Here is a 14,304-nt window from a genome sequence, read left to right as displayed (position 1 = left end):
CTATTTGTCTTAAATCATCATAAGGCCATACGCTATTTTTGAGCCGTCCTTGCCTAATGCCAAATAAGGCCGAAAACGAGCACATCTTGTTCGTCGGCAATCGTTTGTTGAAGCTGCTTTGGTTCATACCAATTCGATGCGCCACTGTTGCCTGAATGGATCAAAACAAGGGGGTTATCTTCCATTTGCAAATCCAGCTGCTCTGCTTCTAGCGCCACTTTCCCGTCTACTCCAGAAAGCGCAGGCACTGCTAGAGGGCCAGTCGAGTACATGACCCGATCCCCTTCTTTCTCTACACCTTCTATCCAGCATGTATAGTATAACGTCTCATCCAATTCTTGTTCCTTTATCGCTAACGTAAGTTCTTCATAAGCCGAGAAAGGTGTGTCTTTGTCAAAAAACAGTGTGAACAACTCATTAGAGTCTCTTCTACGGGTTCACCGTCTTGATACCGTTTGCTATAAAAGCTTAGCTCTTCTATTTCTTGGTGACCAGCATTGCTTAAATCAAAGGAAAACGAATAAGTGGTGCCGATTTGCAAATACCGTTCTTCCGATTCGGACAATGCCTTTTTCGGCAAAATCCCTGTTTCCTCTGATTGGCATGCCACTAATGTTAACAATGTGCTTATGAGAAACCATGCGCTTTTTTTCATTTTGTTTCCTCCCCAAAAATTTTTCGGTATTCTCCCCTATTCCGAAATATCTGTTAATGGTACCAGCAATGCAACGTGTATGGGAAGAGAACACGACGGCTATGGCTTTTCCCGTTCCGCTAGCGTCAATCAGCAGAAACGGGCGCCACTAATAGCCTGACATCTCAGTAAATCAGCATGCTCCTGAAAGGATATTTAGGCAGCGGAAAGCCATGGTTATCCTTCCTTGTCCCTCCTAAGCCAAGTCAACATTGTGATAAACTTGTTGTACATCTTCCAAGTCTTCAATCGCGTCAATCATTTTTTCAAACTGTGCTTGCACATCCTCTGAAAGCGTCACTTCGTTGTGGGCAATCATTGAAAACTCGGCCACAGAAAACTCCTCTATCCCGGCGTTTCGGAACGCTTCTTGGACAGCATGAAACTGGTCTGGTTCTGCATAAACAATCACCGTGTCATCTTCTTCGATGATGTCTTTGGCGTCAACATCGGCATCCATTAAAATCTCTAGTGCTTCATCGGCTGTTTTTCCTTCAAAACCGATCACAGCCACTCTGTCAAACATATAGGCGACTGAACCACTGACGCCCATGTTCCCGCCATTTTTCCCAAAAGCAGCGCGAACGTCAGACGCGGTGCGGTTGACATTGTTTGTTAAGGCGTCGACAATCACCATCGCCCCGTTTGGCCCAAACCCTTCATAACGACGTTCCTCATAACTTTCATCAGAGCCGCCTTTCGCCTTCTCAATGGCGCGGTCAATGATTGACTTCGGGACATTGTATGTCTTCGCCCGTTCTAGTACTGCTTTTAAAGCTTGGTTTAATTCAGGATCAGGCTCTCCTTGTCTGGCAGCTACATAAATCTCACGGCCAAATTTGGCGTAAATCCGGCTTGTATTGGCATCTTTAGAAGCTTTTTTTTCTTTAATATTATTCCATTTACGGCCCATAGCGGTACCCACTCTCTTTCCCTTATTCAATTCCAGGCCAAAGCGCTGGTTCTCCACGTTATTATAACGCATAATGACCAACTTGCATAAGCAGAAGTGGCGAATTATCCCAGTGTTCTTCATTGTCAGCAATGACACACTATCGATAGGAAGACCGAAAAAGCGAGTTGCACGAGCACGAGCAACTCGCTTTAAAACGGTCGCGATGATTCATTTGGTTGCAAATCGAGGCATAGTTCTATCGGACAGTGATCGCTGCCCAAAACCGATGAATGAATAGAAGCGTCGACAAGATAAGGCATCAACGCCCTGGAAATAAGGAAATAATCAATGCGCCAGCCAATGTTACGGGCTCGGACATTGGCCATGTACGACCACCATGTAAAGGCATCCTCATCATCAGGGTAAAAATGGCGAAATGTATCAACAAACCCTGCCTCCAGCAGTTTGCCAAACTCGGCTCTTTCTTCATCCGTAAAACCTGAATTGCCGACATTCGCTCGGTCGTTTCGAACATCAATCGGCTGGTGGGCGACATTGAGATCACCGCAGAAGACAACTGGTTTTTGTGTCGCTAATAGAGTCAGGTATTCCCTAGCGGCTTTCTCCCACTGCAGCCGGTATGGCAGCCTGCTTAAGTCTCGTTTGGCATTAGGGGTATACATCGTTACGACATAGTAGGTCTCAAACTCAAGGGTGATGACCCGCCCTTCGTTCTCTGGAAAATGATCGCCGATTCCATATGTGACAGACAGCGGAGAGTGTTTAGTAAAAATCGCTGTCCCTGAATAGCCTTTACGCTCCGCATCGTTCCAGTATTGTTCATAACCAGGCAACTCAAGCGAGATTTGCCCTTTTTGCAGCTTCGTTTCTTGTAAGCAAAACACGTCCGCATCCACTTGTTGAAAAAAATCTAAAAAGCCTTTTTTTACACATGCGCGCAGGCCATTGACATTCCACGATACGAATTTCATAGTTGTCGTACTCCCTCTCTCTTTATCCAGTGCCCAGTGTAGCATAGATAAGAGAAAACCAGTACCGTTTTGCTTTCTGTACCTCGGCGTGAGTATTGGCACTCAATCTACTGCTCAGTCCGTAAGTTGACACCTAGTTGGTAATCCGTTTCCATGATCTCTTTAGGCACCATGCTTCCTCCTGTCGCCCAGACAAGATGAGTCGCTGCATCGGTATATAGCCCTCTCTTTTCAAGCTGTACAGGGCCGTATAATCCCGCAACTGCTGATGGCTCCAAATAGAGGCCTTCTGCGTCGGCGAGATCAGCCAAGAGTGTATAAAGCATCGGGTCGGCGATTGTGTAGATGCCCTCAAGCAATGGAGCCATCATGCGGCCAACAAAGCCAGACGGTCTCCCTACCGCAAGACCGTCGGCTGCTGTTTGGTTGTCGATTCCAAAGTCTTGGACAGAAATGTGCTGGTGCTTTCCAGTTAACATACCAATTAACATACATGGCGAATGGGTAGGCTCTGCGAAAAAACAGCGGACAGCGTCACCGAAAACGAGCTTCAAGCCGAAAGCAACCCCGCCAGGACCGCCGCCAACGCCACATGGAAGATAGACGTGGAGCGGTTGGTCTTTTGTGACGGCAATTCCCTTTTCCTGCAACTGTTCTTTTAAGCGAAATGCAGCGACAGCATACCCTACAAATAGATCAATTGAATGTTCGTCATCAATAAAATAGCTGTTCGGATCGGCGTCTGATTCTTTTCTTCCCTCTTCGACTGCCTTGCTGTAATCGGCGGAATGTTCGACCACACGCACGCCTTTTTCTCGCAACATGTCTTTTTTCCATTGCTTTGCATCATCTGACATGTGTACCGTCACGCGAAAACCTAGCTTTGCGCTAATGATGCCAATGCTTAATCCTAAATTACCTGTTGATCCAACAACAATGGCATAAGACGAGAAAAACGATTGGACTGCGTCAGTGGCGATCAATGAATAATCGTCTTGTTTAGTGAGAATTTGTTGGTCGACCAACAAGCTTTCCGCATGTTTCAACACTTCATAAATACCGCCCCGCGCTTTAATGGAGCCTGAAATAGGCAGCGCGTGATCGCCTTTCAGCAAAAGTCGGCCTGGCACGTTTTGGCCAAATCGTTGGTCAAGCTTGTGCTTCATTGTGGGAATGTCGATAAGCGGCGATTCGATCAAGCCCCCTGCCCCTTTCGTTTCCGGAAACACGCTTGCTATGTATGGGGCAAAGCGTCGCAACCGCTGTTCTGCTTCCTTCACGTCCTCTTCCTTTAAAGAAAGGCGTGCTAGCCCTTCGCTAGCAGGCTGCCTGTTCGGATTGGCCCACCACACTTCCTTTGTCAATACAATTTGTTGTAAAAGTGGGTAAGCTGCCAACCATTGCTCTCTGTTTTTGCCTGCTATGTCCACGTTTATCCCCTCCTTTTTTCTTTAACTTTAGCACATGTAAGAACAATCCGGCTCGGGATATTCCTGTTTGTAAATGCACATCGTAAATGGGAACGACACTTTTGCACTTCTGAGGATTTAAAAACATGAAAGGGAGGATCAACTTGAAACAAGCCGTTTTTTTAGACCGTGATGGAGTCATTAACGAAGTATTATCCAAGCGTGTCAAATTCGTTAACGATGCAAACGACTTCCACTTGCTGGATGGTGTGGCCGAAGCGATCCGCTTCTTTAACAAAGCTGGCTTTCTCGTCTTTGTTGTTACCAATCAAGGCGGCATTGGACTTGGTTACATGAAAGAAAAAAAGCTCGAGCGCATCCATGAAAAAATGGAGGCCGACTTAAAAGCGCAAGGGGCAACAATCGACGATATCGCTTATTGCCCCCATAAACCTAATGAAGGATGTCCTTGCCGTAAACCAAAAGCCTATTTACTCAAAAAACTAGCGGACAAACATCACGTTGACTTGCCCGCGAGTGTCATGGTAGGCGACCGCGAGCCAGACATTCGCGCGGGCCAAAAGGCAGGCTGCCAAACGGTCTTAGTTCATGCACGCACTGAGGACGATTTCCAAGCAGACGCACGCTTCCCGGACTTGCGTGCCGCCGTTCCATGGATCATTGCCCAAAAGAGAGCTGCGGCCCGTTAAAGCAATTCTTCTAATGCACCACTCTATTGGGGACTGTTTTCCATTTCATTAATTGCTGGCAGTCTTGCTCTAACACGTGAAACGGTTCGTTCCCGAACCATTCAATCGATACATTGACGCCGTCCAATTGATTCGCTGACAGAAAGGACTCATAATCAACGCATCCATTAAACAGCCCGGCCATTCCCTCTCTAGATCCGGCAGCAGCATAAACATTTTCAGGCGCAAATACATCTAAGTCTTCTGGCGAGCGAATGTTTTTTACATGCAGATGGCGGATATGAGGCTGCAATTGTTTAAACGCACCGTTTACATCCGCTCCGCTTTCCCATACATGAAGGACATCAAAATTGATTGCTAACCCTGGATGATCGACTTCCGCCAACAATTGCAGCGTGGATGGGACTGTATCACATAGCGTATGGGGATGTGTTTCAACCAACACATAGTGCCCTTTGTCGAAAAAGTAGTCACAAAGACAAGCTAACCGTTTTACAAGATAGGCTCGTTCTGCTTTTGTCGTATCCTTGCTTCCCTTTGCACCGGCAAATGTGCGGATGTGGTTCGTATTCCATCTCGTCAATAGACGTGATGCCTGTTTGGCAGCCTCTATTAATGTATTCCATTCCTCATAAAGCGGAAAGTAATCACTTACCATTGGTACGATCAGGCCCTGTTTTTTAAGCCAGTCGCCATTGTAGGATGGAGTGGCAAACAAGTGGCGGGCATGAGGGGCCCACAATTCAATTCCATCGACATCGTGGGCCTTCGCCCAATCAGCAAGCTGGTCGATCGACACTAATGCATGGCGAAAAGAAATGGTACAAATCGACACATTCATGCGTTCACCCCCCTAGCCATTTCTTGTAATTGTTGCCATTCCCTAAAATAATCGTATAGCCTGTGTTTGATTCGCCTTTCCCGTAGATCTTGTTTTTCCAGTTGAGCAAGCACCGCTTGATAATCCCGCTCATGTTTGGTTCGAGAAAGTTTCATTGCCCGGTAATGAATCGTCGTATAGCCTTTCGCCAATTTCTCGATTTCATCGCACCACTCTTCAAATTCAGCTTCCTTAAAGCCAAGTTCCTTCCAAAAGTAAGCAAACGCATGTTCATACGCATATTTGCGAATCGCCAGCACAGGCAACTGTTTTAAAGCTACGGCAAGCGCTGAACAACGCGCCTTTTCACTTCCGTTCACATAGGCTTCAACAATCGTTCTCACCCCTTCGGTAAGAGGATTCGAATGCAACTTCATACATGTTTGAAAATAGGCCTCGACTGTTTCTGGCGTCGGCTGATGGATCTGTTTCGCATCAAAATAAAAGCCACCCCCTACGTCAGGGGAACGGATCGCCTCTAAAATCCGCTCTTTTTCTATGACGCCTTCCCAACGGTAGTCGGGATCGAGCATAAGCCATTGGCTTTCCGTGCCTGTTTTTTCTAACAGCACATAATGAGGGAACGGCTTTTGATGGAATTTATTTTCCCGTTCTGGCAAAAGCGCCAAATCAAGCATCACCATTACGTTGCGAAAAGAAGGCCTCGTTTCAAGCAACGTTTCAAGCTTGGCGATATTGGCTTCTTTCGTTTGCTCCTTTTTATACCACTCGTGCATGTCAATTCCGTACAAATGACGATACCAGTTTTTCAAAAAGGAATGGTCGATTGTTTCGGAATGATAAGCTAAAGCATACGAATCGTCGATGGCAAAATCAGCATCCCACACACCAAAATAATAAGGACGATGGTCAATGCCTCTTTTTTTAAGAACTTCGCATATGCAACTGACAAAACAGTGGACTTTAATCATAAAGCGGCTCTTCCTGTTTGTCGGCAACAAACGCAGCCAATGCGCCGACTGTGTAAAATGCTTTTATATCAATGTGCTCATCTGGGATGGCAACGCCATATTTCATCTCTAGTTCAAGCAAAAGCTGCAAAATCATAATGGAATCAAGCGCTAGATCTTCGTTCATTCGCGCGTCTTGATGAAACTGTTCAAGCGTTGGCAATTTTAATTCATGCTCTAAAATCGTGTAAATCGCATCCATAGCTTCCTTTTTCGTCATCCTTTTGCTTCTCCTAACTTTACGCGGCTTACTTTTCCGTTCGCGCTTTTTGCAATCTCTTCAACAATGGTCATTTCATGTGGAACTTGATGAGGCGCTAGCCGGCTTATGCAATAGCTCCGCAATTCAGGAAGGGATAACGTCTCCGTTCTGGCAGACACTTGCGCGCAAACACGCTCTCCTGCATAGGAATCTGCCTTTTTATAGACGACCGCATCTTCTACGCTAGGATGTTCGCGCAATACGTGTTCGACTTCGTGAGGATAAACATTCAATCCCGCGACATTAATCATGTCGTCCAGTCGTTCCCGAAAGCAAAGAGCTCCATCTTGATCGATGTAGCCTAGATCGCCTGTGTTGATTGTGCGTCTGCCAATGGTGACTTGAATCTCGCTAGGATTGTTTCTCGCCGTCCCTGCTTTGGCCTGTACATGGCGAAGGGGCACGCCCAATTCTTCAGAAAAACGAAGTGGCATAGCGATGCTAATACAGCCAGCTTCCGAGCAACCATATTGTTGCAGCAGCATTTGGCTGTTTGATTGGATTGACTGAAACCATTCCTCTGGCAAACGTGTTCCCGAGGTCATGACGGCCTGAAGCGTGTCCCCATTGCTTAGCTTTGCCAATGCGTACAGAAGTGGCGGGGCACCATACAACAAATGGTTGGGATAATCGGTTAGTTTTTTAAGTACATATTTTGGATTTTGCGCAGTTAACACAACTACCTCCTTATCCTGGGACAGTCCGGCTAACACCCCACTAATGAGTCCATAGGAATGGGTGACTGGACAGGCAACCACGACCGTATCGACGTCCACACGAGCCATACGCTCGGTGTAAGCGGCTAGCTCCTCATCAATCGATGACCAACTGCGCTCCAATTGTTTTGGTACCCCGGTCGTGCCTGAACTAAACTGGACAAGCCCTGGAGGAAAGGTGCTGACCGGGTTTGAGAGCGTCAATGGCGTTTCAAACGTATGAAAGAATAAGTAAGCACAACGAGCTTGCACAGCAATCTTCTTCGCTGCAGCAAGAGGCGTACTTGGATGGATCGGCACTATACTGCCGCCTCTTTTTTTGACGTATAACAGGAGCGCAATCCATTTTTCAATTTCTTGTGGGCAGACAGCAATCCGCCATTGTTCAGCTGTTTTCCAGATGGAGTGCATAGCAAACTGTTGTTCGCACCGCTTCAAATCATCTTTTGTATAGGTGCAATCGTTTACAGTTAACATGTACGGCTTTCCCTCCCAAGTTCATTGTTGACCAAATGGCGACAGTTCTCCTTCCCTGTCACCTTGCTCGTTAGCAGTGACTCTGTAGCGATAACAGGAGCAGCTAACCGTAAAGCTTGCAAACGCTCTGGCGGTACGAGTTCCCTGGCAGCGTAATCACGGATGACGCAATCGACCAATGACCAAAATTGCTGCTCGCTAAAGTGAAAATGTTGTTCCAGTTGCCACGATAGTTCTGTGAGCTGATAAACAAAAACAGTATCCATCACTAGTTCCCTTAGTGCTTCAAGGGAAGACATCCAATAATACTCGTCGGTTTTCCCTGATTGAAATGCTTGATGCAATGTGGAAAAGTGCGGGATCCAAGCACGTTCTTTCACAAAACTCTCTTTGTATTCGATACTTTCATGAAAGTCACGCAAAATCACGCGTTTTGGCCACCCTTTTTCAGTTACAAGAATGACATTTTGCCCATGTGCTTCGAGAGCGATTCCATGCTCAGCTAGGAAATGGATTACAGGGATTACGCTTATTCTGAATAACTGCATAAGCCACGCCTCTATCCCAAACCGCTCTATAAAAGGGGCGATAAACAACGCGCCGTCTTCTTCTATCAGTGGTAAAGCGTTCATTGGAATCGCCTGCTCCCCTGGCCTCAGTTTGGAGGGAACGCTTTCGCGCCAAATACAACCGATCTGGCCAAGGATCGCTTTGTTCCATTGTTTGCCTTTAGGTTCGTACGCCACCCCGGCATACTCTGCTAGGCGCTCAACGCCGATTTCGTCTTTTAAAAACGGGTCACTGTCAATGATGCGTTGTAACCACACGGAAATAGCTGGAGCCGCTGCAATCAAATGAGGCGGGATTGTACGAACCGAAGAGGTATTGACGACATTTAACGGCAATTTTAATTGCGCTTTCGTTCCATGCTCGACATTCATGACTGTTCTTAAAGATTGAGTCGCACAGTATGCGTCGCCAAATTGGCCTAAGTACAACACGTCTCCCCTTTTGATCGCTTGTTGGAGCAAATGTTCATTAAGCGCTTGCCATTGCCACGGATGAACAGGGACGAACTCGTATTCACTAAGTTGGCCGCCCGCTTCAGATAATGCTTTTACGAGCGCTTGCCAGACGGGAGCGCCTAATTCCTGCTGCAAAAAGGAACCTGCTTCCTGAGGATAATGGACAATCGCGTCTTGCTTGCGAACGCCAAGCCAGACAAGGTGAAATGATTGTTGAGCTTCGGGCCCATAACGATCATGATCGTCAAACGAAAACCCTTTTCGTGCTTTAAAACAAGGATGGTAAGGATGGCCTTCGATTAGCGCTGCTTCCAATTGTTCATAAGCCAATCCCCTTCTCGATACTGTCTTTCTAAGCTTCGTTTCATTCCAATCACTTAGCTTTATCGTTTGGAAAAGTTCTTCTATCAGCGCTTGTTTTCTCGTTTCTTCGGCAGTCAGTTCATTGACGATTTCCTCTATTCTCGCCAGCCGCACTTGGCGTTCGCCTATGAGTCGGTACGGTCCTTGCCGCAAACGAATCCGCCCAAAAGCAGACCGCTTTCCTATGCATTGGAACAAACACGAACGACCGTACACGGTAAATACCGTATCCCCATTGCTTTTATTCGTTTCCTCGACGTCCAGCAACTTTTCAAATAGGATCGCTTCCATCAATTGACGTCGTACCCGCAACGCTGCCTTAGAATATGGCGCTGCCTGCATGTGCATAGGCGACACCTTCTTTTTTACCCGTGCTTTTAAACGGGTTTTTGATTGACGTATAGACCGCTTGTTCTAACTCTTCGGCTAGTTCATCGACATCGTGGAAGCGCGTTAGTAAATTTGCTTTGCAAGCAAGCTGTTCGTTTCCCAGTAACCCTTGTACAAAACGCTTGCCTGCTCCAACTAAAGTAACCTCCAGTTCAGCGAGCGCTGAACGCAACACTTCAAGCAAAACCGCTTCTTCCTGGAGACCGTCAACACCAAAACGGCAGATTAATGAAAACACTTGGTTCAAGATCAAATAGTACGCAAATCGGTCGTCAATGAGGGCGTCCTTGTAAAATAGTCCATCGACGTCCTTTAATTTAGGCTCTTTTGCCAACAGAGCGTCTTTATAAGAATTTGCCAAGTAATAGCCTTGATTGTCACGGTAATAAAAAGCGCTCGGGTAGCCGCTATAAATGTTGATTAGGCTATTTTGTTGATGTGCTTCAAGTGCCAAACCAAGTTCGTCGTACAAATGGATAAGTGGCCGAACAGCCACGTCAATATAGTGTTTAAACCAATGAATGCTAACTGTGGAGACTGGTAGGCATTCGCGCACCGCGACCTTTTTCATTAAGCCCGCAAGCTTTGAATCATAGCCAGGCAATGGATCTTGGGTAAGAGCAGCAATAGAAGTGACGCCGGCACCGCCATCTTGAAACGGATTTTCACGAATGATCGTTTCAAACCCGCTTTCTTCCATTCCAGGCAAACGTACCGTCATATAAGCTGGATCCCCGATCATGTGAAACCCCTTATTTATCCGGAGCGTCTCCGAGTGGTGGAGCAACGTTGCTACCAACATTCCTGCTTGAAGTTCATGACGCCGGTTCAATCGGAGTGAATTGGTGACTTTTACTGGAATCGAAAACTTATACATCCATTTTCCTGATTCACTTGTAACCGTTCGTATCGAAGAGGTTGCGCTAAAAAGCTTCCCCGCTGGTCCTATGTCTTTTATCAACCCTTGTTCCATTGCCTTTATAACAGAAGTGTGCTTTAGCAAGTATTGGGCTTGGAGCGGATGCATCGGAAAGACAATCCAATTTTGATCGTTATTTCGAAATGACGGAGCGCCAACGTCTTGTGCCACCAATTCACAGGCGCTGCTCTCAAGCAACGAGCCGTGTTCAACAAGGTCATGGTGGACAAGAAAATAATGGAGCTGAAACCGTCCTTTTAACTCCGGTGCATATAATGAATGTTGCCAATAAGCCATACCCTGCCTACTTTTCGGTGTTGGATGGAACCAATGGCCATACAAGAGCGACTGTTCCGAATCAATAAAACATTGTTTACTTTCGTATAGTTCCCCCCCGTCTTTTTGACGTACTTCGATATAGGAGTGCATCGTTTGAAGACTATCGATCATGCGCAACAAGCATTCTTCAAAACAAGAGCTTCGCTTTTCCGGATTTGATTTCGCTTGTGCATGCAACTCTTGTACAAGCAAAATCATGGCTGAAAAAGGCTCTTCTTGCTGCCACTTTCCTCCTTGCTTAATTCGAAAAACATCCCCAAACGTGTGGCGGCCGACAAGGGACCTGTAAGGCACATCGATCCATAACGTTGTTTTCTGTATTGGCAAATGCAGTTCCATGATGAAAGGGCCGTGCATCTTTTGTTGTAATTCGACTTCATCGACAGTTGTTAATGCCTTTATGCACCCTGCCCCCGTCTCACGAATAAAGCCGTTTACAAATGCTTGAAATGACGCACTTTCGGCAATATGTTTCGTTGATGGAGCCATGTTTTCATCCCTTCTGGAAATCCAATGAGATTTATTCTCAATTATGTTTTAAAAAAACGGGTTGCCCCGTTATACTTGTACAACACCGGTTCATCGCCTTTCTTTTTAACGTTCCAATAGTCCATTAGCTTTCGTGTTTAACAGGTTTGCGAAACGATTTGCCAGCTAAGTGGTTGTATACTTTTTGGTTGGAATCAATGATAAATGAAGGTTTAGGCTTGCCACGATTGGCACGATGGCCAGCCAGATGGGCATCACTTTTTTCCCAAGCCTTCCACGACTCTTCTGAATCCCAGCGAATCAGCACTAAAATCTCTTCTTGGCCTTTTCGTGGTTTTTGTTTCATTACTTGTAAATCAATAAACCCTGGCTGCTCTTCAATGATTCCGTCAGCAGCGAATTTTTCGACCATCTTGTCTCCATGTCCTTCTTCGACAATGAGCGTTTTCGTTTGCAAAAAAAACATTCAATCCCTCCTCGTCTTCTCTATTCTCATTATATTGATAACGATTCTCATTTTCAACTGCTTTTTTGAAATTGCTTCCATTTGCTCATAGAAGAGCGACTCCGATGACGAACACTAGCCTTTTGTTTTCCACGATTAACCTGAAAAACATACATTGTCGTTTTATCCTCTCATTTTTGCTTCCTCAAAACGTGACAAACGTCCTAGTTACATAAAAAAACACGCGCGTATCGCACGTGTTTAAAACACTGTAAGCCCTATTTCCAAATCTTCGGCCAGATCCTCAAAGTCTTCTAAACCAACAGACAAACGAACGAGTGTATTTGTAATGCCAAGGGCACTGCGCCTGTCTTCTGGGATCGAGGCATGAGTCATTTTAGCTGGCAATGAAATCAGGCTTTCAACTGCTCCGAGACTCTCTGCTAAAGTAAAATAGGTCGTTTTGTTTAACACATTGTCAGCAATTTCTTCACTCGCAGCCTCAAAAGAAATAATGCCGCCAAACCCTCTCGCTTGCAAAGCATGCGTTGCATGGCCAGGATGTTCAACTAAACCTGGATAGTAAATCCGGCTGACATTTGGATGGCCAAGCAAAAATTTCACGAGCATACGCGCATTCGTTTCAATTTCTTCCATTCTTACACCGAGCGTTTTGATGCCCCGCATCAATAGCCAACTGTCAGTTGGGCCAAGAACAGCGCCTGTCGCATTTTGAATAAAAGCGAGCGTTTCAGCTAGTTTTTCGTCTTTAACGACTACCGCGCCAGCAACAACGTCACTATGGCCGCCTAAATATTTTGTAGCGCTATGGACGACGATATCCGCTCCTAATACAAGAGGGTTTTGCCAATAAGGGGTGGCAAACGTATTATCAACAATAAGAAGCAATTCTTCCGCTTGCGCATAGCTGGCCAGTTTCCGTATATCCGTTACTTTCAGCAATGGATTTGTTGGCGTTTCAATAAAAATCGCTTTCGTTTTGCTTGTTCTTGCCCTTGCGACAGCCGCTTGATCCTCCGTATCGACAAAAGTAGCTGCAATCCCTTCCCTTTGCAAAATCTTTGTAAATAGCCGGTATGTCCCGCCATACACATCGTCGGTTACAATGATATGATCACCAGATGAAAAAAGCTTCATCACTGCGGTGATCGCAGCCAATCCTGAGGCAAAGGCAAACCCATGGGCCCCGCTTTCTATATCAGCAAGCAAAGACTCAAGCGCATGGCGCGTCGGGTTGCCCGTTCGCCCATACTCATATTGAAAGTTGCCAATTCCTTTTTGTTTAAATGTGCTGGCTGGATGGATCGGTGGCGTGACTGCGCCTGTTTCAGCATCCATTCCAATGCCACCATGGATAAGCTGTGTCTTTTTCCTCACAAAGGTTCCTCCTCATAAATGCCTTTGCTCAAATACCGTTCCGCCCCGTCAGGAAAGACAGTGACGATATGGGCACCTTCGTCGGCCATTTCAGCCTCTCGCAAGGCAGCTTCAAGAGCAGCACCTGAAGAACTGCCGACAAGCACACCTTGATGTTCAGCGAGTTCGCGTGTCCGCTTAAACGCTTGGTTGTCTGAAATCGTATAAATGGCTTCAAATAAAGACCTGTTTACAAAGTCTGGGATGAATTCCATCCCAATTCCCTCAGTCCGGTGCGGTCCTGGCTCCCCACCATTTAAAATCGAACCCTCTGGTTCCACCACAACAGTGCGAATGCCAGGGATCACTTCTTTTAAATAAGCGGCTGTTCCTGAAAATGTCCCTCCTGTTCCAGCGCCTGCAACAAAAACATCAACTTTGCCATCAAGCTCGTGAACGATTTCTGGGCCAAGCGTCTCATAATAAGCGAGTGGATTCGCTTTATTGCTGAACTGCTGCGGGCAATAAGCATCATCAAGCTCTTGTTCTAACGCTTTTGCTTTTGCAATTGCTCCCTTCATCCCATGTTCACTCGGTGTATGGACAATGACAGCTCCAAGGGCGCGCATCAGCTGCTGCTTTTCGATGCTAAATGCCTTTGGCACGACACAAATGACCTTTACATCCGTGCCAATCGCTGCGAGCGCAAGAGCAATCCCTGTATTTCCAGCCGTTGGCTCAATCAATGTGCCCTTCGGTGTGATTTTACCGGTGGCAATTGCTTCCTTGAGGAGTTTGATGCCTAAACGGTCTTTAATGCTTCCTCCAGGATTGGTATACTCCAACTTTGCAAATAAACGCACACGGCGCGGGAGCGGAAAGGCCGTCAGTTCAAGCATGGGGGTTGAACCTATGAGTTCATGGATATGGCGGTACACTTCCATCTAACCA

At 46.3% G+C, this 14,304-nt stretch carries 15 protein-coding genes; 1 reads left to right on the top strand and 14 read right to left on the bottom strand.

Annotated elements, in window-relative coordinates; genetic code table 11:
• Positions 1 to 53 precede the first annotated feature (53 nt).
• The 5 genes from V5G21_RS19260 to V5G21_RS19240 form a co-directional block, all read right to left on the bottom strand.
• Complete coding sequence (locus tag V5G21_RS19260; protein WP_011246801.1) at positions 54 to 413, bottom strand: hypothetical protein; 360 nt, start codon at positions 411 to 413, stop codon at positions 54 to 56.
• Positions 353 to 655 carry a hypothetical protein gene (locus tag V5G21_RS19255; protein ID WP_011246800.1) on the bottom strand — a complete coding sequence of 101 codons (303 nt, stop codon included), beginning with the start codon at positions 653 to 655 and terminating at the stop codon, positions 353 to 355. Before V5G21_RS19255 ends, V5G21_RS19260 begins: the two co-directional genes overlap by 61 nt.
• 235 nt (positions 656 to 890) lie before the next feature.
• Positions 891 to 1,607, bottom strand: a complete 717-nt coding sequence (locus V5G21_RS19250) for a YebC/PmpR family DNA-binding transcriptional regulator (protein WP_011246799.1) — start codon at positions 1,605 to 1,607, stop codon at positions 891 to 893.
• A 191-nt stretch (positions 1,608 to 1,798) separates the two neighbouring features.
• Positions 1,799 to 2,581: an exodeoxyribonuclease III gene (locus V5G21_RS19245; RefSeq protein WP_011246798.1), complete on the bottom strand. Its 783-nt coding sequence runs from the start codon at positions 2,579 to 2,581 to the stop codon at positions 1,799 to 1,801.
• Between the two features lie 107 nt (positions 2,582 to 2,688).
• Positions 2,689 to 4,011, bottom strand: a complete 1,323-nt coding sequence (locus tag V5G21_RS19240; RefSeq protein ID WP_011246797.1) for a D-serine ammonia-lyase — start codon at positions 4,009 to 4,011, stop codon at positions 2,689 to 2,691.
• 143 nt (positions 4,012 to 4,154) lie between these two features.
• Between V5G21_RS19240 and V5G21_RS19235 the strand changes: the two genes are divergently transcribed.
• Positions 4,155 to 4,700, top strand: coding sequence for a D-glycero-alpha-D-manno-heptose-1,7-bisphosphate 7-phosphatase (locus V5G21_RS19235; protein ID WP_041823808.1), 546 nt, complete (start codon positions 4,155 to 4,157; stop codon positions 4,698 to 4,700).
• 10 nt (positions 4,701 to 4,710) lie between these two features.
• Here the strand turns inward: V5G21_RS19235 and V5G21_RS19230 are convergent, their stop codons facing one another.
• The 9 genes from V5G21_RS19230 to V5G21_RS19190 form a co-directional block, all read right to left on the bottom strand.
• Complete coding sequence (locus V5G21_RS19230; protein WP_011246795.1) at positions 4,711 to 5,541, bottom strand: sugar phosphate isomerase/epimerase family protein; 831 nt, start codon at positions 5,539 to 5,541, stop codon at positions 4,711 to 4,713.
• Positions 5,538 to 6,512 (bottom strand): DUF6005 family protein, encoded by a 975-nt coding sequence (locus tag V5G21_RS19225; RefSeq protein WP_035204161.1) that lies wholly within the window; start codon positions 6,510 to 6,512, stop codon positions 5,538 to 5,540. Before V5G21_RS19225 ends, V5G21_RS19230 begins: the two co-directional genes overlap by 4 nt.
• Positions 6,505 to 6,771, bottom strand: a complete 267-nt coding sequence (gene asbD, locus V5G21_RS19220; protein ID WP_011246793.1) for a petrobactin biosynthesis protein AsbD — start codon at positions 6,769 to 6,771, stop codon at positions 6,505 to 6,507. The genes V5G21_RS19225 and asbD overlap by 8 nt, the downstream gene beginning before the upstream one ends.
• Positions 6,768 to 8,006 carry an AMP-binding protein gene (locus V5G21_RS19215; RefSeq protein WP_011246792.1) on the bottom strand — a complete coding sequence of 413 codons (1,239 nt, stop codon included), beginning with the start codon at positions 8,004 to 8,006 and terminating at the stop codon, positions 6,768 to 6,770. Before V5G21_RS19215 ends, asbD begins: the two co-directional genes overlap by 4 nt.
• The gene (locus tag V5G21_RS19210) at positions 8,000 to 9,742 is read right to left on the bottom strand and encodes an IucA/IucC family protein (protein ID WP_050748973.1); all 1,743 of its coding nucleotides are present in this window, start codon (positions 9,740 to 9,742) and stop codon (positions 8,000 to 8,002) included. The genes V5G21_RS19215 and V5G21_RS19210 overlap by 7 nt, the downstream gene beginning before the upstream one ends.
• A complete protein-coding gene (locus V5G21_RS19205; protein WP_011246790.1) occupies positions 9,714 to 11,531 on the bottom strand; it encodes an IucA/IucC family protein in 1,818 nt (605 codons plus the stop codon). Before V5G21_RS19205 ends, V5G21_RS19210 begins: the two co-directional genes overlap by 29 nt.
• 124 nt (positions 11,532 to 11,655) lie before the next feature.
• Entirely contained in the window at positions 11,656 to 11,997 is a 342-nt protein-coding gene (locus V5G21_RS19200; RefSeq protein WP_011246789.1) for an antibiotic biosynthesis monooxygenase family protein, read from the bottom strand.
• Positions 11,998 to 12,237: 240 nt separating this feature from the next.
• Entirely contained in the window at positions 12,238 to 13,374 is a 1,137-nt protein-coding gene (locus V5G21_RS19195; protein WP_011246788.1) for a bifunctional cystathionine gamma-lyase/homocysteine desulfhydrase, read from the bottom strand.
• Positions 13,371 to 14,297, bottom strand: a complete 927-nt coding sequence (locus V5G21_RS19190; protein ID WP_011246787.1) for a PLP-dependent cysteine synthase family protein — start codon at positions 14,295 to 14,297, stop codon at positions 13,371 to 13,373. The genes V5G21_RS19195 and V5G21_RS19190 overlap by 4 nt, the downstream gene beginning before the upstream one ends.
• Positions 14,298 to 14,304 lie beyond the last annotated feature (7 nt).

Origin of the sequence: Shouchella rhizosphaerae (genome assembly GCF_036700015.1) — a bacterium.
Classification (GTDB): Bacteria; Bacillota; Bacilli; order Bacillales; family Bacillaceae_D; genus Shouchella; species Shouchella rhizosphaerae.
This window is presented reverse-complemented; position numbering and strand designations above follow the sequence as displayed.

What these genes read in the sequence shown, in the direction of transcription:
- V5G21_RS19250 (WP_011246799.1), bottom strand. Translation starts at nt 1,607, where the DNA reads ATGGGCCGTAAATGGAATAATATTAAAGAAAAAAAAGCTTCTAAAGAT.
- V5G21_RS19190 (WP_011246787.1), bottom strand. Translation starts at nt 14,297, where the DNA reads ATGGAAGTGTACCGCCATATCCATGAACTCATAGGTTCAACCCCCATG.
- V5G21_RS19215 (WP_011246792.1), bottom strand. Translation starts at nt 8,006, where the DNA reads ATGTTAACTGTAAACGATTGCACCTATACAAAAGATGATTTGAAGCGG.
- V5G21_RS19200 (WP_011246789.1), bottom strand. Translation starts at nt 11,997, where the DNA reads ATGTTTTTTTTGCAAACGAAAACGCTCATTGTCGAAGAAGGACATGGA.
- V5G21_RS19245 (WP_011246798.1), bottom strand. Translation starts at nt 2,581, where the DNA reads ATGAAATTCGTATCGTGGAATGTCAATGGCCTGCGCGCATGTGTAAAA.
- V5G21_RS19210 (WP_050748973.1), bottom strand. Translation starts at nt 9,742, where the DNA reads ATGCACATGCAGGCAGCGCCATATTCTAAGGCAGCGTTGCGGGTACGA.
- V5G21_RS19230 (WP_011246795.1), bottom strand. Translation starts at nt 5,541, where the DNA reads ATGAATGTGTCGATTTGTACCATTTCTTTTCGCCATGCATTAGTGTCG.
- V5G21_RS19225 (WP_035204161.1), bottom strand. Translation starts at nt 6,512, where the DNA reads ATGATTAAAGTCCACTGTTTTGTCAGTTGCATATGCGAAGTTCTTAAA.
- asbD (WP_011246793.1), bottom strand. Translation starts at nt 6,771, where the DNA reads ATGACGAAAAAGGAAGCTATGGATGCGATTTACACGATTTTAGAGCAT.
- V5G21_RS19205 (WP_011246790.1), bottom strand. Translation starts at nt 11,531, where the DNA reads ATGGCTCCATCAACGAAACATATTGCCGAAAGTGCGTCATTTCAAGCA.
- V5G21_RS19255 (WP_011246800.1), bottom strand. Translation starts at nt 655, where the DNA reads ATGAAAAAAAGCGCATGGTTTCTCATAAGCACATTGTTAACATTAGTG.